This window comes from Variovorax sp. AC103, assembly GCF_979254005.1.
The window spans coordinates 132,303-150,918 of the sequence record NZ_CEEDFC010000007.1 but is presented as its reverse complement, the minus strand read 5'-3'; the positions used below and the strand labels follow the sequence as shown (position 1 = coordinate 150,918).

Here is an 18,616-nt window from a genome sequence, read left to right as displayed (position 1 = left end):
GATATGAAGTTGTTTGCCAATATTCTGCTTGCAGCCCTCGTCGGCATCGCATGCAGCACGAGTTTTGCAGCCGATGAGCACGCGGCAACGCCAGGAGCGGCAAGTGCGGCCGCCGCGGCCCCTGCAAAGCCGACCAAGCCGGACCCTGCCAAGGGGGACACGTTGTTCAACGCGACGCCGGCCAACAGCCAGAGCTGCGCGTCGTGCCACAACGCAGACGGCAACTCCGCCATTGCGGCAAACCCCAAGCTGGCGCAACAGCATCCCGAATACATCCTCAAGCAGTTGGAAGAGTTCAAGTCCGGCAAGCGCAAGAGCGCAATCATGAAGCCGCTGGCTTCCGCGCTGTCCGAGGAAGACATGCGCAACATCGCCTGGTTCGTGGGCTCGAAGAAGGTCAAGCCGGGCTTCTCGAAGGACAAGGACACCCTCGCGATGGGCGAGAAGATCTACCGCGGCGGCATCGGCGAGCGCCAGATCCCGGCCTGCGCAGGTTGCCACAGCCCGAACGGCGCCGGCATTCCTGCCCAGTACCCGCGCCTGGGTGGACAGAACGCCGAGTACACCGTGGCCCAGCTCACCGCCTTCCGCGACAACGTGCGCCTGAACAGCGCACCCATGACCGGCGTTGCCGCCAAGCTCAACGACCGCGAAATCAGGGCGGTGGCCGACTACATTGCCGGTCTGCGTTGATGACGACGCGCGTTCGAGCGTGAACTAACCGCCGACAACAACCCCAAACAAAGGGCGGGCCGATCCAGGAGGATGGCCCGCCCTTTTGCTTTTTTCTTCCTTTCCTTCATTCCTCTCGCCCCGATGTCCGTCTCCACACATGGCCTTCGCGTTCGTCGCGGCCCGCAAATGCTTCGCGCTGCGGTGGAGCTGTTTTCGTCGATGCGCTTCGCCATTGCGCTGCTCACCGTCATCTGCATCGCGTCGATCATCGGCACGGTGCTCAAGCAGCACGAGCCGATCAACAACTACATCAACCAGTTCGGTCCGTTCTGGGCCGCGCTGTTCCGCGCGGCGAAGCTCGACGCGGTGTACGGCGCCTGGTGGTTCCTGCTGATCCTGCTGTTCCTGGTGATCAGCACCACGCTGTGCATCGCGCGCAACACGCCGCGCATCCTGGCCGACCTGAAGACCTTCAAGGAAGACATTCGCGCGCAGAGCCTGAAGGCCTTCGGCCAGCGCGCGGAGAGCCGCCTCGGCGAAACGCCCGAAGCCGCAGCCAACCGCATCGGGCAACTGCTGGTGAGCGGCGGCTGGAAGGTCAAGCTGCAGCAGCGCGAGGCCACCGACGGCAGCCGTGCGACCTCGGCGGGCTGGATGGTCGCGGCGCGCGCCGGCGGCGCGCACAAGCTGGGCTACATCGCGGCCCACAGCGCCATCGTGCTGGTGTGCATCGGCGGGCTGCTCGACGGCGACCTCATGGTGCGCGCGCAAACCTGGTTCAACGGCAAGAGCGTGTTCACCGGCGGCGGCATGATCGCCGACGTGCCGCCGCAGTACCGGCTGTCCGCCAGCAACCCGACCTTTCGCGGCAACATCCTCGTGCCCGAAGGCGGGCAGGGCAGCGTGGCCATCCTGAACCAGGCCGACGGCGTGCTGCTGCAGGAGCTGCCGTTTTCCATCGAGCTGAAGAAGTTCATCGTCGATTACTACTCGACCGGCATGCCCAAGCTCTTTGCGAGCGAGGTGGTGCTGCACGACCGCGAAACCGGCGAAGCGGTGCCCGCGCGCATCGAGGTCAACCACCCGGCCAGCTACAAGGGCGTGGAAATCTACCAGTCCAGCTTCGACGACGGTGGCTCCAAGGTGAAGCTCAAGGCAGTGCCGATGGCGGCTGCAGCCAAGCCCTTCGAGGTCGAAGGCGTCATCGGCGGCCCGAGCACCGAGATCACCAACGGCAAGGACAAGCTCACGCTCGAGTACGCCGCGCTGCGCGTGATCAACGTGGAGAACTTCGCCGACGCGGGCGCGCTGACGAGCGGCGCCGACGTGCGCAAGGTCGACCTGCGCCACGACATCGAGTCGCGCCTGGGCGCGGCCAACAAGGTCAACAAGCCGAAGGTGCTGCGCAACATCGGCCCGAGCATCGGCTACAAGCTGCGCGACGCCGCCGGCCAGGCGCGCGAGTACCAGAACTACATGGTGCCGGTCGACACCGGCGACGGCCAGCCCGTGTTCCTGCTGGGGATGCGCGAGAAGCCCGAAGACCCGTTCCGGTACCTGCGCGTGCCGGCCGACGATCAGGGCTCGATGGACGGTTTCGTGCGCATGCGCGCCGCGCTCGGCGATGCCGACACCCGCGCCAGGGCCATCGAGCGCTACATCGCCAAGGCGAGCGACGCCAAGCGCCCCGAGATGGCCGAGCAGCTGCGCGTGTCGGCCACGCGCGCGCTGGCACTGTTCGCGGGCAGCGAGCGCGCCAAGGCGGACGCCACCACCGTGGGCGGCTGGCAGGCGATCGCCGAGTTCATGGAAGTCAACGTGCCCGAGGCCGAGCGCGAGCGCGCCGGCGGCGTGCTGGTGCGCATCCTGAACGACGTGCTGTTCGAGGTGCTCAACCTGAGCCGCGAAGGCGCCGGCCTGGCCGCGTTGCCCAACGACGAGAAATCGCAGGCCTACCTGACGCAAGCCGTGCTGGCCATCAGCGACGCGCACTTCTACCCGGCCCCGGTCGCGATGATGATGACCGACTTCACCCAGGTGCAAGCCAGCGTGTTCCAGGTGGCGCGCGCGCCCGGCAAGAATGTGGTGTATCTGGGCTGCCTGTTGCTGATCATCGGAATTTTTGCCATGCTGTACGTTCGCGAGCGCCGCCTCTGGGTGTGGCTCACACCCGACGGCACGGCCTCCGGAGACACACGCACCGCCGCCACGATGGCCTTCTCGGTCAATCGCAAGACCATCGACAGCGATCGCGAATTCGAGCACCTCAAGCACAAGCTGCTCGCACTGGACAAAGAACAAACGGCGACACCATGAACACCACGACCCTCACGCTCAATGAAAGCTGGCTCTCGCGCCGCAACCTGTTCGACTGGGTGTTCGCGGCGCTGGTGCTGGCCGGCGGCCTGTTCGCGTTCACGCGCTACGCGGGATCGATGGACTACTACGAGAAGCCGATCCTTGCCGCCGCACTGATCGCGATGATCTCCATCGGCTGGTTCTGGCGGCCGTTGCGCGTGCTGGCCCTCGTGGTGGCCGCCGCTTCGCTGCTGGCCATCAGTTCCTACCAGGGCGACCTGGCCCGGGCCGACACGGTGTTCTGGCTCAAGTACTTCCTGTCGAGCCAGTCCGCCATTCTCTGGATGAGCGTGCTGTTCTTCATGAGCACGCTGTTCTACTGGCTCGGCTTCTTCGTCGGCAAGCAGGCCGACACCTTCGACGCGATCGGCTCGCGCCTGGCCTGGGCCGCCGTGACGATGGCGCTGATCGGCACCATGGTGCGCTGGTACGAAAGCCACCAGCTCGGCCCGGACATCGGCCATATCCCGGTGAGCAACCTGTACGAGGTGTTCGTGCTGTTCTGCTGGCTGACGGCCGCGTTCTATCTGTACTTCGAAGAGCGCTACAACACGCGCGCGCTGGGCGCCTTCGTGATGCTGGTGGTGAGCGCCGCGGTCGGCTTTTTGCTCTGGTACACGATCGTACGCGAGGCGCATGAAATCCAGCCGCTGGTGCCCGCGTTGCAAAGCTGGTGGATGAAGCTGCACGTGCCCGCCAACTTCATCGGCTACGGCACCTTCTCGCTCGCGGCCATGGTGGCCTTCGCCTACCTCATCAAGGAGCAGGCCGACGAAAAACGCTGGTACAAGCTCACGCCGATCTGGCTGCTGGGCGTGGCGCTGTGCTTCGTGCCGGTGGCGTTCCGCCAGCGCGTGCAGGAAGCCGGTGGCAGCTACTGGGTGGTCTACGCGGGCATCTCGGCGCTGATCGCGGCGGGCATCCTGCTCGGGCGCAAGCGCATCGCGGCGCGCCTGCCGGCCAACGAGGTGCTGGACGACGTCATGTACAAGTCGATCACCGTCGGCTTCGCCTTCTTCACCATCGCCACCGTGCTGGGCGCCCTGTGGGCGGCCGATGCCTGGGGCGGCTACTGGAGCTGGGACCCGAAGGAAACCTGGGCGCTGATCGTCTGGCTCAACTACGCGGCCTGGCTGCACATGCGGCTCGTGAAAGGCCTGCGCGGCACCGTGGCGGCCTGGTGGGCGCTGGGCGGCCTGGCGGTCACGACCTTCGCCTTCCTGGGCGTGAACATGTTCCTGAGCGGCCTGCACAGCTACGGCACCCTGTAGGCGCAGGCTCGCGGCCTTTCGCGAAGAATTGAAACCGCGCGCCGCGATGGCGCGTAACCAAAGCAGGGGGAGTCACGAACTACCCTGAGCATCACGATTCACGCGAAAGGCCTGTCATGTCGTTCCATTCCCGCCCGATCCGCCGCTCCAGCAGCAACGACGGCTTCATTCACCCGCTGTCGAGCGAAATCACGCCGCGCGCCGAATACGAAAGCCGGCGCGACCTGCTCAAGCTCATGGCGGGCGGTGCGGCAGGCGCGGCGCTGGCGGCTTTCGCGTCGCGCGAAGCCTGGGCACAGACGGAGCGTCCCAACAAGCTCGCGCCGCTGCCGGGCGCCAAGTCGGCGGTGCCCGGTGCCATCTCGATGGACAAGCTCACCGACTACAAGGACGCGTCGACCTACAACAACTACTACGAGTTCGGTACCGACAAGGCCGATCCGGCCAAGAACGCCGGCACGCTGAAGACGCGGCCCTGGACCGTCGAGGTCGAGGGGCTGGTCAAAAAGCCGGGCAAGTACGGCATCGAAGACCTGCTCAAGCTCAGCGCGCAGGAAGAACGCATCTACCGCCTGCGCTGCGTCGAAGGCTGGTCGATGGTCATTCCGTGGGTCGGCTATTCGCTGGCCGAGCTCATCAAGAAGGTCGAGCCGCAGGGCAACGCCAAGTTCGTCGAGTTCGTGACGCTGGCCGACCCCAAGACCATGCCCTTCGTGGGCTCGCGCGTGCTCGACTGGCCCTACACCGAGGGCCTGCGCATGGACGAGGCGATGCACCCCCTCACGCTGCTGTCCTTCGGCATGTACGGCGAGGTGCTGCCCAACCAGAACGGCGCGCCGGTGCGCCTGGTGGTGCCATGGAAGTACGGCTTCAAGTCGGCCAAGTCGATCGTGAAAATCCGCTTCGTCGAGAAGGAGCCGAGCACCGCATGGAACAAGGCGGCGGCCAACGAGTACGGCTTCTATTCGAACGTGAACCCCAACGTGGACCATCCGCGCTGGAGCCAGGCCACCGAGCGGCGCATCGGCGACGGCGGCGGCCTGTTCGCCAAGCGGCGCAAGACCGAGATGTTCAACGGCTACGAAGCCCAGGTCGGCCAGCTGTATGCGGGCATGGACCTGAAGAAGAACTTCTGAACCCGCGCGCCACGCGCTCGCCGCTCCCATGAACAAGCTGCTCATGCATCCGGCGACCAAGCCGGTCATCTTCCTGCTGTGCCTGCTGCCGTTCGCACGGCTGGCCTACGGCGCATTCACCGACGGGCTCGGCGCCAACCCGGCCGAGTTCCTGATTCGCGCCACCGGCGACTGGACGCTGCGCTTCATCTGCATCGTGCTGGCGGTGACGCCGCTGCGCGTGATGAGCAAATGGAACGCGCTCGCGCGCTACCGTCGCATGCTGGGCCTGTTCGCGTACTTCTACGTGGTGCTGCACCTGCTGTGCTACAGCTGGTTCGACATGGGTTTCGAGTGGGGTGACATCGCCAAGGACATCGCGAAGCGGCCGTTCATCCTGGTGGGCTTTTCGGCCTTCCTGCTGCTGACGCCGCTGGCCGCCACGTCGTTCAATCGCGCGATCAAGGCGATGGGCGCCAAGCGCTGGCAGATGCTGCACAAGCTCGTCTACGTGATCGCCGGGCTCGGCCTGTTGCACTTCTTCTGGATGCGCGCGGGCAAGAACAACTTCGCCGAAGTGTTCATCTACGCCGGGATCATCGGGGTGCTGCTGGCCTGGCGCGTGTGGAATTTCGCGAGCAAGCGCAGCAAGGCCAGGCAGTCTGCGGCCGGCGTGGCGCGCAGCAGCGAGAAGCCGCTGCGCACCGGCTGACGGCGCTCAGCCGTCGATTTCCGCACGCAGCTGGTCTTCCATCGTCTCGCGACGGCGGATCAGCGTGGCGGTGGCGCCGCTCACCAGCACCTCGGCGGCACGGCCGCGCGTGTTGTAGTTGCTGGACATGCTCATGCAGTACGCGCCCGCCGACAGCACGGCCAGCATGTCGCCGGCCACCACGTTGAGCGCGCGGTCGCGGCCGATCCAGTCGCCGCTTTCGCAGACCGGGCCGACCACATCGTAGGTCGGCGCATCGCCGGCGCGCGTGCGCAGCGGCACGATGCGCTGGAAGGCCTGGTACATCGCGGGGCGCGGCAGGTCGTTCATGGCCGCATCGACGATGCAGAAGTTCTTGTCTTCGCCCGGCTTGGTGTACAGCACCTCGGTCACGCACACGCCGGCGTTGCCGACCAGCGAGCGGCCGGGCTCGATGACGAGCTTGCGCTCGCCGAAGCCGCGCGCGTCGAGCTTGGCGAGCAGCTGCAGCCAGAGGTCGTCGGCCTTGGGCGGCACTTCGCCGTTGTAGTCGATGCCCAGGCCGCCGCCGAAGTCCAGGTGATGGATCTGCACACCAGCCGCTTCGATGGCCTCGACCAGGTCCAGCATCCGGTCGCAGGTGTCGAGATAGGGCGAGGCTTCGGTGATCTGCGAGCCGATGTGGCAGTCGATGCCGACCACTTCAAGGCCGGGCAGCCTCGCGGCGTGGCGGTACGCCTCGACTGCGCGGTCGTGCGCAATACCGAACTTGTTGCCCTTCAGGCCGGTGGAGATGTACGGGTGCGTCTTCGGATCGACGTTCGGGTTGATGCGAATGCTGATGGGCGCGCGGCGGCCTTCAGCCAGCGCCACTTCGTTGAGCACGTCGAGCTCGGCTTCGCTCTCGACGTTGAAGCAGGCGATGCCGGCCGCGAGGGCCTGGCGCATTTCCGCGCGGGTCTTGCCGACGCCGGAGAAGATGATCTTCTTCGGATCGGCGCCGACGGCCAGCACGCGCGACAGTTCGCCGCCCGACACGATGTCGAAGCCGCAGCCGGCCTGCGCGAACACGCGCAGCACGCCGAGCGACGAGTTGGCCTTCATCGCGTAGCAGATCAGGGCGTCTCGGCCTTCGAAGCCGCGCTGGTAGGCCGCCAGGGCGTCCAGCATCCATTGCTTGGAGTAGACGAAAAGAGGGGTGCCGTGCTCGCGGGCCAGTGCGTCGAGCGCGAGACCCTCGATGTGCAGCGCGCCGTCGCGCTGGGCGATGTGCGGGTGGCCAGGGAGGGCGGCAGACGTGACGGTGCCGGTCATTTCCGGGTCCCCGTGTTGCTGCTGCTGCCGGCCGGCGCGCTGGCACCGGCGGCCGGTGCACTGGCGGCTGCAGCCGGCGCGGGCGCCGCCTCGCTCGAGGACGACGACCTCAGGCTCTCGGGCGTCATGAGCTGCGGCAAGGTGGCCCGCTGGGCGGCCGCGGGATCGGTCGGCAGGTACAGCGCACCGCGCTGTCCGCAGGCGACCAGTCCGGTGGCGGCTGCGACGAGGCAGACCATGAGCGCAGCGCGGGGGCGGGTGCTCACTAGAATTTGGCGAACATTCAACATAGCGAAATTGTAATGACCGACATTGAGTACATGGACCGCGCCGAAGCTGCGCTCTCCGCCATCGAGCGCGGTTGCGACAGCATCAACGACGCGAGCGACGTCGACCTCGACAACCAGCGGGTCGGCGGGATGATCACGATTTCATTCCAGAACGGCAGCCAGTTGATCGTGAACCTGCAGAAACCCCTGCAGGAAATCTGGCTGGCCGCGCGTTCGGGCGGCTACCACTATCGCCATGACGGCAAGGCCTGGGTCGACACCAAGACCGGCGAGGAGTTCTTCGGCAACCTGTCGCGCGAAGCGACTCTGCAAGCCGGGCAGCCGCTGACGTTCGCGGCTGCCTGATTCATCTTCCTCAGTTCCTGAACAGGTCGAGGATGCGGTTGCGCTCCTCGGGCGGAGGCTGCGGGCTCACCGGCGCGCCCGTGAGGCTTTCTACCGGCGCCACAGGGGCAGAGGATTCCACGCCCAGGCTGGCCACGCCGCGGCCCGGTGCGTAGTCGTCGTAGTACCACTCGCCGCCGACGCTCACGATGCCTGACGGCGGGTTGGCCGACAGCTCGGTCACAGGCACTCCCTTGATGGCGGTTTCCATGTAGTTGATCCAGATCGGCAGGCTCAGGCCGCCGCCGGTTTCGCGGTCGCCCAGGTTGCGCGGCGTGTCGTAGCCGATCCACGAGATGGCCGTCATGGTCGGCTGGAAGCCAGCGAACCACGCATCGAGCGAGTCGTTGGTGGTGCCGGTCTTGCCGTACAGGTCGGGGCGCTTGAGCATGGCCTGGGCCTTGGCGGCGGTGCCGGCACGGGCCACGGAGTTCAGCAGCGTGTCCATGATGAAGGCGTTGCGCTGCGGAATGGCACGCGCCGCCTCGTTGAGCAGCGTCGGCTGCTTGTCGACCAGCAGCTTGTCCTTGTGGTCGGTGATGCGGGTCACGAGGTAAGGATTGACGCGGTAGCCGCCGTTGGCGAACACCGAGTAGCCCACGGCCATCTGCATCGGCGTGACCGCGCCCGCACCGAGCGCCATCGGCAGGTAAGCCGGGTGCTTGTCCTTGTCGAAGCCGAAGTTGGTGATCCAGTCCTGCGCATAGCGCGTGCCGATGGACTGCAGGATGCGGATCGACACGAGGTTCTTCGACTTCATCAGCGCGGTGCGCATCGACATCGGGCCGTCGTAGCCGCCGCCGTAGTTCTTCGGTTCCCAGGGCTGGCCGCCGGTGGTGGCGGCATCGAAGAAGAGCGGGCCGTCGTTGATGACGGTGGCGGGCGTGAAGCCCTTTTCGAGCGCTGCGGAGTAGATGAAGGGCTTGAAGCTCGACCCCGGCTGGCGCCAGGCCTGCGTCACGTGGTTGAACTTGTTCTTGCCGAAGTCGAAGCCGCCGACCAGCGCCTTGATGGCGCCGTCGCGCGGGTCCATCGCGACGAATGCGCCCTCGACCTCGGGCAACTGCGTGATTTCCCAGGTGTTCTTGGGCGTCTTGACCACGCGGATCACCGCGCCGCGACGGATCTTGATGTTGGGCGGGGCCTTGTCGGACAGGCCGGACTGCGCGGGCTTGAGGCCTTCGCCCGTGATCTGCACAGCGTCGCCGTTGGCGCGCACGGCGTCGATCTGCTTGGCCGTGGCCTTGAGCACCACGGCAGCCATCACGTCACCGTTGTCGGGGTGGTCGCTCAACGCATCGTCCACCGCTTCGTCGACTTCCTTGGCGTCGGCGGGCAGGTCGACGAACTTCTCGGGGCCGCGATAGATCTGGCGGCGCTCGTAGTCCATGATGCCCTTGCGCAGTGCCTTGTAGGCTGCAGCCTGGTCGGCCGCCACCAGCGAGGTGTAGACCTTCAGGCCGCGCGTGTAGGTGCTGTCGCCGTACTGCGTGTACATGAGTTGACGCACGGTTTCGGCCACGTACTCGGCGTGCAGCCGGTTCGGGTCGGCGGCGTCGCGCAGGTGCAGTTCCTCCTTCTTCGCTTCGCCCGCCTGCTCGGCAGTGATGAAGCCGGCTTCCTGCATGCGGTCGATCACATAGAACTGGCGACCGCGCGCGCGCTGGGGGTTGTTCACCGGGTTGTTCGCGCCGGGCGCCTTCGGCAGTCCCGCGAGCATCGCGGCCTGCGCGATCGTGAGATCCTGCAGCGGCTTGCCGAAATAGGCCTCCGAGGCGGCGGCAAAACCGTAGGCCCGGTTGCCCAGATAGATCTGGTTCAGGTAGATCTCGAAGATCTGGTCCTTGCTGAGCAGGTGCTCCAGCTTGAAGGTCAGCAGCACTTCGTAGATCTTGCGGGTCAGCGTCTTTTCAGAACTGAGGTAGACGTTGCGCGCCACCTGCATCGTGATGGTCGAGGCGCCCTGGCTCTTCACGCGGTTCAGGTTCGCCAGGCCCGCGCGGACCATGCCCTTGTAGTCCACGCCGCCGTGGTCGTAGAAGCGCGAGTCTTCCGCGGCGAGCACTGCGTCCTTGACCACCTTGGGAATCGCCGAGATCGGCGTGAGGTTGCGGCGCTCCTCGCCGAACTCGCCGATCAGAACGCCCTCGGACGAGAACACCCGCAACGGCAGCTTGGGCCGGTAGTCGGAGAGCTCGGAGATGTCCGGCAGGTTTGGATACGCGACCGCCAGGGCCACCGCCACCACGCACAGCACCGACAGCACGCCGGCTGCAGCAATGCCGAATCCCCAGAAGAAAAGGCGCAAAAGCCATTTCAGCCAGGTCGGGCGTCGAGGGGGAGGGGTCTTGGCTGGCCATTTGGGGCTGGATGTTTCTTGCATGAGGGGCCGGAGAGTCACCGAACATTATAAAAAGCCGCCTCCTTCCCACCATCTGTTCTTTGCCGACCTTGCATCGGCCTAATTCAAAAGTTACAAAATGCGCATTTGCCGTCAGGTTTTGACAACGATTATGGGTTTTGCTCCGCGGCGTTGCTTGGTAGGTGCTACGCCTGCTGCTAGCATGCAACCGAACGCAAGTTTTTCTATTGGTTACAAATACAGGGGATAGAGGGACCTACCTTGGCTGCTCTTGGATCATTGTTTCGTCGTCAGAATGCTCCCTTGCTTGGGCTGGATGTCAGTTCGTCCAGTGTCAAGCTGGTAGAGCTCGGCCGTGAGGCCAGCGGCAAGCTGGTTCTGGAACGCTGTGCCATCGAACCCCTGGAGCGTGGCTGGATCACGGACGGCAACGTCGAGAAGTTCGACGAAGTCGCGGAAGCTGTCCGCCGTGTGGTTCGCAAAAGCGGTACGCGCACCCGCAATGTCGCGCTCGCGCTGCCGCCCTCGGCGGTGATCACCAAGAAGATCATTCTTCCAGGCGGCATGAGCGAACAGGAACTCGAGATTCAGGTCGAGTCCGAGGCCAACCAGTACATCCCTTTCTCGCTGGACGAAGTCAGCCTCGACTTCTGCGTCACGGGCCCGAGCAGCAGTTCGCCCGGCGATGTGGAGGTGCTGATAGCCGCTTCCCGCAAGGAAAAGGTCCAGGACCGCGAAGGCTTGGCGGAAGCTGCCGGCTTGAAGGCGATGATCCTCGACGTCGAGTCCTATGCATCGCGCCTGGCGACGGCCCGCCTGATCGAACAACTCCCCGGCAAGGGGACCGACGCCATCGTGGCGCTGTTCGAAGTGGGTGCTTTCACCACCAGCATGCAGGTGCTGCGCAACCAGGAAGTGCTGTACGACCGCGACCAAGCCTTCGGTGGCGCGCAACTGACGCAGCTCATCGTGCGCCAGTACGGTTTTTCCGCCGAAGAGGCCGAGGCCAAGAAGCGCAGCGGCGACCTGCCGGACGACTACGGTTCCGGCGTGCTCAAGCCCTTCGTGGAAAGCATTGCGCAGGAAATCGCGCGTGCGCTCCAGTTCTTCTTCACCAGCACGCCGCACAACCGCGTGGACTACGTGTTGCTCGCAGGCGGCTCGGCATCGTTGCCGGGCTTGACCAATGCCGTGACCCGGCAGACCTCGTTCGCCTGCTCGCTGCTCAATCCCTTCGACGGCATGGACTTCAGTTCGAACATTCGCGAAAAGAAGGTCCGGCGCGAGGCGCCTTCCTATCTGACCTCCTGCGGTCTGGCCATGCGGAGGTTCCTGCAGTGATCCTCATCAACCTGCTTCCGCACCGCGAAGCCGCGCGCAAGAAGCGCCGCGAGGCGTTCTACGGGACCCTGGGCGCCTCGGCCGTGCTCGGCCTGCTGATCGCCGGGCTGGGTTACCTTTGGTTCGAGGCGCAAATTTCCGGGCAGCAATCGAAGAACAGCTTTCTCCAGGCCGAAATCAAGAAGCTCGAGGTCGAGATCAAGGAAATTTCGACGCTGCAGGAAGAAATCGCAGCCCTGCGCGCGCGCCAACTGGCGGTCGAAGACCTGCAAGGCGACCGCAACCTGCCGGTTCACCTGCTCAATGAACTGGTGCGGCAATTGCCCGACGGTGTCTACCTGACGAGCATGAAGCAGGACAACCAGACCATCACGCTGCAAGGCATGGCGCAGTCGAACGAGCGAGTCTCGGAACTGCTGCGCAACCTGGGCAACAACAGTCCCTGGCTGGTGAAGCCGGAGCTGGTCGAAATCACCTCGGCCAACGTCAACCTGACCCAGCGCGACCAGCGTCGCGTGGCCAACTTCACCATGCGCATCGGTCTGAAGCGACCCACCGACGCGCAGAAGGCTGCTGCCGACAAGGCATTGGCTGCAACCGCGCAGTCCAAGGGGTAATCGATCATGGCAAGCAATCGCCCCTCCCAGAAAGTAGATCTCGCCGCGGCGCTGCGCCGTTTCGGCGACCAGTTCCGCGGACTCAATCCGAACGATCCGTCGATGTGGCCAACGGTGCCCCGCTATGCGCTGTGCGTGGCTGTGACGGCACTGGTGCTGGTCGCCCTGTGGTTTGTCTGGCTGACCAATTCGAATGACGAACTGGAAAGCGAGCGCGCCAAGGAAGTCACGCTCAAGGCCGACTACTCGAAGAAGGTGGCGCAAGCCGCCAACCTCGAACTGCTGAAGAAGCAGCGCGAGCAGGTGCAGCAGTACGTGACCCTGCTCGAGAAGCAACTGCCCAGCAAGGCGGAAATGGACGCGCTGCTGTCGGACATCAACCAAGCGGGCCTCGGCCGCAGCCTGCAGTTCGAGTTGTTTCGTCCGGGCCAGGTGTCGGTCAAGGACTACTACGCCGAGCTGCCGATTGCCGTGCGCGTTACCGGGCGCTATCACGACATGGGCGCCTTCGTGGCCGACGTGGCGGCCCTGTCGCGCATCGTGACGCTGAACAACATCACCGTCACGCCGCAGAAGGACAAGGACATGCTGACGATGGACACCACCGCACGCACCTTCCGCTACCTTGACGACGACGAGCGGGCGGCACAGAAGCGCGCCGCCGTGGCGAAGGAGAAAAAGAAGTGAAGGTTGCCGCCAAGATTCTCTGCGTGGCGCTGGCCGGCGCCGCGCTGAGCGCGTGCGAGTCAGACCAGGGTGAGACGCAGCGCTGGATGGCCGAACAGCGTGCGCAGGTCAAGCCTTCGGTGGCGCCGATCACGGCGCCCAAGAAATTCACGCCGCAGGTGTACACCGAGGCCTCGTCCTTCGAGCCGTTCAACATCCTGAAGCTCACTCAGGCGCTGCGCCGCGATTCGAATCAGCCGAGCACCTCAGAGCTGATCGCGCCCGAACTGGCGCGCCGCAAGGAGCCATTGGAAGCCTTTCCGCTCGACTCGATGACGATGGTCGGGAGCATGGATCGCAACAAGCAGCCTGTGGCGCTGATCCGTGTGGACAAGCTGCTGTACAAGGTGCGCGTTGGCGAATACCTGGGACTCAACTACGGGCGTATCACCCTCATCAATGAGACCGAAGTCGGCTTGCGCGAGATCGTACAGGACGCCGCCGGTGAATGGATCGAACGCGTTGCGACGCTGCAGCTGCAAGAGAGAGCGAAATGAACCAAGAAAAATCAAAGATGGCTCGATGGCTGCGCGCTGCCGGCCTGGGTCTGCTGGCCTTCGGCGCATTGGCCGTGGCCCATGCACAAAACGCCATCGAGGCAGTGACCAGTTCGACCCAATCGGGTGCGGAAGTGATCCGCATCGATCTCGCACAGCCGCTTGCGGCCGCGCCCGCGGGGTTTGCCGTCCAGACGCCTGCGCGTATCGCGCTTGATTTCCCCGGTGTCACGAATGCGATCGGCCGCTCCGCCATCGAAGTGAACCAGGGCAACCTGCGTTCGGTGAATGTGGTTCAGGCGGGCGACCGTAGCCGCGTGGTGTTGAACCTGAAGCAAGCCACGGCCTACAAGACCGAGATCCAGGGCAAGTCGCTGCTGGTCATTCTCGAACCGGCGGCGGGCACCGCGCTGGCCGCATCCAATGCGACCACGTTCGCAGAAAATCGCAACCGCGACACTTTGCCGTTGCGCGATGTGGACTTTCGCCTTGGCAAGGACAGCACCGGCCGCGTGATCGTCGATCTTGCGAACAACCAAGTCGGCGTCGATGTGAAGCAGCAAGGCAAGAACCTCGTCGTGGAATTCACCAAGTCGACGCTGCCTGAAGGCCTGCGTCGCCGTCTCGATGTGTCCGATTTCGGCACCCCGGTCCAGCTGATCACCTCGCAACAATCGGGCGACCGCGTCCGCATGACGATCGAGGGCAAGGGCGAGTGGGAGCACAGCGCGTACCAGAGCGAGAACCAGTTCGTGGTCGAGATGCGCGCTCGCAAGGTCGACCCGACGAAGCTGACGCAAGGCGTGGGCTACAACGGCGAGAAGCTGTCGCTCAACTTCCAGAACATCGAGATCCGCTCGCTGCTGCAGGTGATCGCCGACTTCACGAACTTCAACATCGTGACGTCGGACTCGGTCACCGGCGCGCTGACGCTGCGGTTGAAGGATGTGCCGTGGGACCAGGCGCTCGACATCATCATGCAGGCCAAGAACCTGGGCATGCGCAAGAACGGCAGCGTGCTATGGATCGCACCGAAGGACGAACTCAACGCCAAGGAAAAGCTCGAGTTCGAGGCCAAGGCAGCCATCGAGAATCTGGAGCCGCTGCGCACGCAGTCGTTCCAGCTGAACTACACCAAGGCCCTGGTGATCGCGCAAGGCTTGACCGGGTCGGGCGCCTCGGCGGGTGGCGGTGGCGGTGGCGGTGGTGGCAACACGAGCCGCATCCTGAGCCCTCGTGGCAGCGTGATCGCCGAATCGCGTACGAACCAGCTGTTCGTGTCCGACATTCCGTCGCGTCTTGCTCAGGTTTCCGACTTGATCCAGAAGCTCGACATCCCGGTTCGCCAGGTGTTGATCGAGGCGCGCATCGTCGAGGCGTCAGACACCTTCGGCAAGTCGCTGGGCGTGAGACTCGGTGGCGGCATCTCCGGCGAGCGCTTTGCGTCGTCGGCGGGCAACCGTGCCTTCGCCACCGTCGGTGGAGTACCCAGTACAGGTACCACGGGCACCGCGTTCACCAATTCCAACTTCATCAACTTGCCAGCAGGCGATGCAGGCGGTACAGGCAACTCGGCAGGCGCCTTCGCGATCTCGCTCTTCAATTCGAGCTTCTCGCGCATGCTGAACCTCGAAATCTCGGCGCTCGAGGCCGATGGCAAGGGCAAGCTGGTCTCCAGCCCCCGCGTGATCACCGCCGACCAGACCAAGGCGCTGATCGAGCAGGGCGAGGAAATTCCCTACCAGCAGGCGACGTCCAGCGGGGCAACCTCCATCTCGTTCCGCAAGGCCGTGCTGAAGCTCGAGGTGACGCCGCAGATCACGCCTGAGGGCAACATCATCCTGACGCTGGACGTGAGCAAGGACGCGCGCGGCGTGAACACGTCGGCAGGTCCCGCCATCAACACCAAGCACGTGCAAACCGAGGTGCTGGTCGAGAACGGCGGCACGGTCGTCATCGGTGGTATCTTCGAACTAACCGAAACCAATGACGAATCGCGCGTGCCGGTGCTGGGTGAAGTGCCCTACCTGGGGGCACTGTTCCGCAAGCGCGAACGCGTTGCAAACAAGACCGAAATGCTCGTCTTTATCACTCCGAAGATGATTACCGACCGCAACGCCGCGCGCTGACGCGCGGGCGTAGCAGCCACCGCGTGGCGGTCGCACTCGTCGGGTTGCCCGGCGCCGGAAAATCCGCAGTGGGCCGGCGCCTGGGGATGCGGCTGGACCTTCCTTTCATCGACACCGATCACGTGATCGAGCAGCGCATCGGCTGTTCGATCCGTGATTTTTTCGATCGTGAAGGCGAGGTTGCCTTCCGCGACCTTGAGCAAAACGTCATCGCCGACCTGGCGGCCAACGCCCAGGGCGTGCTGGCCACCGGCGGCGGGGCAGTGCTGCGCGATGCCAACCGCAACCAGTTGCGCGATCACTTCCACGTGATCTACCTGCGCTCCTCCCCCGAGGACCTGTTCCGGCGCCTGCGTCACGACGTCAAGCGTCCCTTGCTGCAGGTGGCCGATCCGCTGGGCCGCCTGCGGGAGCTGCATGACGCGCGCGACCCGTTCTACCGGGAAACCGCGCACGACGTGGTCGACACAGGCCGTCCGTCCATCGCCATGCTGGTGAACATCATCGTCATGCAGCTCGAACTGGCCGGCATCGTCGAGCCTGGGGCCCATCCGGAAGAGCCCGCCGCCTGAGCCGGCCCTGGCCGCAGCGCCTAAACTCGCCGCCATGTCCCTGTCCGTACTTTCCGCTCCGCCAGAACGCGTCGACATCCAGCTCGGCGACCGCAGCTATCCCATCCTGATCGGTGCCGGTCTGCTGGACGACCCCGAGAGCTTCGCCGTCGCGCCTGCAGCCGCTTCCGCCCTGATCGTCAGCAACACCACGGTGGCGCCGCTCTACGCGAAGGCACTGCAAGCCGCCCTCGCGGGGCGTTTCCGCACGGTTCACTTGCTCGAGCTGCCCGACGGCGAAGTGCACAAGAACCTGCAGACGCTGAACCTGATCTTCGACGCCCTGCTGGGCCACGGCAGCGACCGCAAGACGGTGATGTTCGCGCTCGGCGGTGGCGTGGTGGGCGACATGACCGGCTTCGCCGCTGCCAGCTACATGCGCGGCGTGCCCTTCATCCAGGTGCCGACCACGCTCCTGGCGCAGGTCGACTCTTCGGTGGGCGGCAAGACGGCCATCAATCACCCGCTGGGCAAGAACATGATCGGCGCGTTCTACCAGCCGCAGCTCGTGGTGTGCGACCTGGGCACGCTGCAGACCCTGCCGCCGCGCGAACTGAGCGCCGGACTGGCCGAGGTCATCAAGTACGGCCCGATCCACGACATGGCCTTCTTCGACTGGATCGAGGCGAACATCGACGCGCTGGTGGCGCGCGACCCCGCCGCGCTGGCCTACGCCGTCAAGCGCAGCTGCGAGATCAAGGCGCTGGTGGTCGGCCAGGACGAGCGCGAGACCGGCCTGCGCGCCATTCTCAATTTCGGCCACACCTTCGGCCATGCGATCGAGTCGGGCCTGGGCTACGGCGAATGGCTGCACGGCGAGGGCGTCGGCTGCGGCATGGTCATGGCAGCGCACCTGTCGCAGCGCCTCGGCGGCGTGGACGCGGCCTTCGTCGAGCGGCTCACGCGCCTGATCCAGCGTGCCGGCCTGCCGACCGTCGGCCCGGCGCTGGGGGCCGAGCGCTACCTGCAGCTGATGCGCGTCGACAAGAAGTCCGAGGCCGGCGAAATCCGCTTCGTGGTAATCGACAAGCCCGGCTCCGCCGTGGTCCGCAGCGCGCCGGATGCGCTGGTGCGCGAAGTGCTCGCGCAGTGCTGCGAGGGATGAGTCTCGCGGCCTATGCCTGCCATCCCGCGCAGTCGCGCGGCCGTCGGCATGCCGAGCCGCCCGCGCCCACGCGCGACGCCTTCCAGCGCGACCGCGACCGCATCGTGCATTCGACGGCCTTCCGCCGGCTGGTCTACAAGACGCAGGTCTTCCTGAACCACGAAGGCGACCTGTTTCGCACCCGGCTCACGCATTCGCTGGAAGTCGCCCAACTGGGCCGTTCCATTGCGCGCGCCCTGCACATCAACGAAGACCTGGTCGAGGCGATCGCGCTGGCGCACGACCTGGGCCACACGCCGTTCGGACACGCGGGGCAGGATGCGCTCAATGCCTGCATGGCCGGTCACGGCGGCTTCGAGCACAACCTGCAGAGCCTGCGCGTGGTCGATGCGCTGGAGCACCGCTACCCGCAGTACGACGGCCTGAACCTCAGCTTCGAGACCCGCGAGGGCATCCTCAAGCATTGCTCGCGCGCGAACGCCGAGAAGCTCGAAGCCGTGGAGCCTCACGGCGTGGCCCGGCGCTTTCTGGACCGCACGCAGCCGGGCCTCGAAGCCCAGCTGTGCAACCTGGCCGATGCCATCGCCTACAACGCCCACGACATCGACGATGGCGTGCGCTCGGGCCTCATCAGCGTCGAGCAGCTGTCCGACGTGGCGCTGTTCGAGCGCTACCGCCGCGAGGCGCTCGCCGAGCACCCGCAATTGAAGGGCCGCCGCGTGCTCTACGAGACCATCCGTCGCATGCTGAGCGCGCAGGTCTACGACGTGATCGACGCAACCCGCGCTGCGCTCGAGGCGCTCGGACCGGCCGATGCCGATGCGGTGCGCCAGGCAGCACCCATCGTTGCATTCACCGAGGCCATGCGGGCGGAATCGGAAGACCTGAAGCGCTTTCTCTTTCGCAACCTCTACCGCCATCCGCAGGTCACGCAGACCACCGACCAGGCGCAGGCCGTGGTGCGGGAGCTGTTCGACGCCTACCTTGCGCGCAGCGCCGAAATGCCCGACGGCTACGCCGAGCGCGACGACCGGCACCGCGCGGTGGCCGACTACATCGCCGGCATGACCGACCGGTTCGCCATGCGCGAGCACGAACGGCTCACGGGCCGCCGGGGGATCGCGTGAGCC

17 protein-coding genes are annotated in these 18,616 nt (G+C 65.4%); 14 read left to right on the top strand and 3 right to left on the bottom strand.

The genetic code is table 11. The annotated features are described in order from the left end of the window. Positions 1 to 3: 3 nt before the first annotated feature. The 5 genes from AC0IYU_RS12785 (at position 4) to AC0IYU_RS12765 (ending at position 6,131) form a co-directional block, all read left to right on the top strand. Positions 4 to 693, top strand: coding sequence for a c-type cytochrome (locus tag AC0IYU_RS12785; RefSeq protein ID WP_472117188.1), 690 nt, complete (start codon positions 4 to 6; stop codon positions 691 to 693). Between the two features lie 123 nt (positions 694 to 816). Beyond that, a complete protein-coding gene (locus AC0IYU_RS12780; protein ID WP_472117185.1) occupies positions 817 to 2,991 on the top strand; it encodes a cytochrome c biogenesis protein ResB in 2,175 nt (724 codons plus the stop codon). Further along, entirely contained in the window at positions 2,988 to 4,304 is a 1,317-nt protein-coding gene (gene ccsB / locus AC0IYU_RS12775) for a c-type cytochrome biogenesis protein CcsB (RefSeq protein WP_435441409.1), read from the top strand. Before AC0IYU_RS12780 ends, ccsB begins: the two co-directional genes overlap by 4 nt. Positions 4,305 to 4,420: 116 nt before the next feature. Next, entirely contained in the window at positions 4,421 to 5,440 is a 1,020-nt protein-coding gene (msrP, locus tag AC0IYU_RS12770; protein WP_435441408.1) for a protein-methionine-sulfoxide reductase catalytic subunit MsrP, read from the top strand. A 28-nt stretch (positions 5,441 to 5,468) separates the two neighbouring features. Then, on the top strand, positions 5,469 to 6,131 hold the full coding sequence (locus AC0IYU_RS12765; protein ID WP_472117182.1) for a protein-methionine-sulfoxide reductase heme-binding subunit MsrQ: 663 nt from the start codon (positions 5,469 to 5,471) through the stop codon (positions 6,129 to 6,131). A 6-nt stretch (positions 6,132 to 6,137) separates the two neighbouring features. Here the strand turns inward: AC0IYU_RS12765 and lysA are convergent, their stop codons facing one another. Next, positions 6,138 to 7,424 carry a diaminopimelate decarboxylase gene (gene lysA / locus AC0IYU_RS12760; RefSeq protein WP_472117179.1) on the bottom strand — a complete coding sequence of 429 codons (1,287 nt, stop codon included), beginning with the start codon at positions 7,422 to 7,424 and terminating at the stop codon, positions 6,138 to 6,140. Further along, positions 7,421 to 7,690 (bottom strand): LPS translocon maturation chaperone LptM, encoded by a 270-nt coding sequence (lptM, locus tag AC0IYU_RS12755; protein ID WP_472117176.1) that lies wholly within the window; start codon positions 7,688 to 7,690, stop codon positions 7,421 to 7,423. The genes lysA and lptM overlap by 4 nt, the downstream gene beginning before the upstream one ends. A 36-nt stretch (positions 7,691 to 7,726) precedes the next feature. Here lptM and cyaY point away from each other — a divergent pair, with 36 nt between their 5' ends. Beyond that, on the top strand, positions 7,727 to 8,059 hold the full coding sequence (gene cyaY / locus AC0IYU_RS12750; RefSeq protein WP_472117173.1) for an iron donor protein CyaY: 333 nt from the start codon (positions 7,727 to 7,729) through the stop codon (positions 8,057 to 8,059). A gap of 10 nt (positions 8,060 to 8,069) precedes the next feature. On the opposite strand, the gene AC0IYU_RS12745 is transcribed toward cyaY, so the two are convergent. Further along, positions 8,070 to 10,481 (bottom strand): penicillin-binding protein 1A, encoded by a 2,412-nt coding sequence (locus AC0IYU_RS12745; RefSeq protein WP_472117170.1) that lies wholly within the window; start codon positions 10,479 to 10,481, stop codon positions 8,070 to 8,072. Positions 10,482 to 10,721: 240 nt separating this feature from the next. Between AC0IYU_RS12745 and AC0IYU_RS12740 the strand changes: the two genes are divergently transcribed. The 8 genes from AC0IYU_RS12740 to AC0IYU_RS12705 are packed head-to-tail and all read left to right on the top strand — an operon-like array spanning position 10,722 to position 18,613. Further along, complete coding sequence (locus AC0IYU_RS12740; protein ID WP_435441402.1) at positions 10,722 to 11,801, top strand: pilus assembly protein PilM; 1,080 nt, start codon at positions 10,722 to 10,724, stop codon at positions 11,799 to 11,801. Then, positions 11,798 to 12,418, top strand: coding sequence for a PilN domain-containing protein (locus AC0IYU_RS12735; RefSeq protein ID WP_435482780.1), 621 nt, complete (start codon positions 11,798 to 11,800; stop codon positions 12,416 to 12,418). The genes AC0IYU_RS12740 and AC0IYU_RS12735 overlap by 4 nt, the downstream gene beginning before the upstream one ends. Before the next feature lie 6 nt (positions 12,419 to 12,424). Then, positions 12,425 to 13,105, top strand: a complete 681-nt coding sequence (locus tag AC0IYU_RS12730; RefSeq protein WP_472117168.1) for a type IV pilus inner membrane component PilO — start codon at positions 12,425 to 12,427, stop codon at positions 13,103 to 13,105. Beyond that, on the top strand, positions 13,102 to 13,641 hold the full coding sequence (locus AC0IYU_RS12725) for a pilus assembly protein PilP (protein ID WP_472117165.1): 540 nt from the start codon (positions 13,102 to 13,104) through the stop codon (positions 13,639 to 13,641). The genes AC0IYU_RS12730 and AC0IYU_RS12725 overlap by 4 nt, the downstream gene beginning before the upstream one ends. Beyond that, positions 13,638 to 15,770: a type IV pilus secretin PilQ gene (gene pilQ, locus AC0IYU_RS12720; protein ID WP_472117162.1), complete on the top strand. Its 2,133-nt coding sequence runs from the start codon at positions 13,638 to 13,640 to the stop codon at positions 15,768 to 15,770. Before AC0IYU_RS12725 ends, pilQ begins: the two co-directional genes overlap by 4 nt. A 23-nt stretch (positions 15,771 to 15,793) precedes the next feature. Beyond that, on the top strand, positions 15,794 to 16,342 hold the full coding sequence (locus tag AC0IYU_RS12715; protein WP_435441397.1) for a shikimate kinase: 549 nt from the start codon (positions 15,794 to 15,796) through the stop codon (positions 16,340 to 16,342). A 34-nt stretch (positions 16,343 to 16,376) separates the two neighbouring features. Then, on the top strand, positions 16,377 to 17,486 hold the full coding sequence (aroB, locus tag AC0IYU_RS12710; protein ID WP_472117159.1) for a 3-dehydroquinate synthase: 1,110 nt from the start codon (positions 16,377 to 16,379) through the stop codon (positions 17,484 to 17,486). Next, complete coding sequence (locus AC0IYU_RS12705) at positions 17,483 to 18,613, top strand: deoxyguanosinetriphosphate triphosphohydrolase (protein ID WP_472117157.1); 1,131 nt, start codon at positions 17,483 to 17,485, stop codon at positions 18,611 to 18,613. Before aroB ends, AC0IYU_RS12705 begins: the two co-directional genes overlap by 4 nt. Positions 18,614 to 18,616 lie beyond the last annotated feature (3 nt).

Bases quoted from the DNA above. Each gene is read 5' to 3' on its own strand.
- lysA (WP_472117179.1), bottom strand. From the start codon at position 7,424: ATGACCGGCACCGTCACGTCTGCCGCCCTCCCTGGCCACCCGCACATC.
- AC0IYU_RS12765 (WP_472117182.1), top strand. From the start codon at position 5,469: ATGAACAAGCTGCTCATGCATCCGGCGACCAAGCCGGTCATCTTCCTG.
- AC0IYU_RS12705 (WP_472117157.1), top strand. From the start codon at position 17,483: ATGAGTCTCGCGGCCTATGCCTGCCATCCCGCGCAGTCGCGCGGCCGT.
- AC0IYU_RS12745 (WP_472117170.1), bottom strand. From the start codon at position 10,481: ATGCAAGAAACATCCAGCCCCAAATGGCCAGCCAAGACCCCTCCCCCT.
- ccsB (WP_435441409.1), top strand. From the start codon at position 2,988: ATGAACACCACGACCCTCACGCTCAATGAAAGCTGGCTCTCGCGCCGC.
- AC0IYU_RS12785 (WP_472117188.1), top strand. From the start codon at position 4: ATGAAGTTGTTTGCCAATATTCTGCTTGCAGCCCTCGTCGGCATCGCA.
- cyaY (WP_472117173.1), top strand. From the start codon at position 7,727: ATGACCGACATTGAGTACATGGACCGCGCCGAAGCTGCGCTCTCCGCC.
- aroB (WP_472117159.1), top strand. From the start codon at position 16,377: ATGTCCCTGTCCGTACTTTCCGCTCCGCCAGAACGCGTCGACATCCAG.
- msrP (WP_435441408.1), top strand. From the start codon at position 4,421: ATGTCGTTCCATTCCCGCCCGATCCGCCGCTCCAGCAGCAACGACGGC.
- AC0IYU_RS12730 (WP_472117168.1), top strand. From the start codon at position 12,425: ATGGCAAGCAATCGCCCCTCCCAGAAAGTAGATCTCGCCGCGGCGCTG.
- pilQ (WP_472117162.1), top strand. From the start codon at position 13,638: ATGAACCAAGAAAAATCAAAGATGGCTCGATGGCTGCGCGCTGCCGGC.
- AC0IYU_RS12780 (WP_472117185.1), top strand. From the start codon at position 817: ATGTCCGTCTCCACACATGGCCTTCGCGTTCGTCGCGGCCCGCAAATG.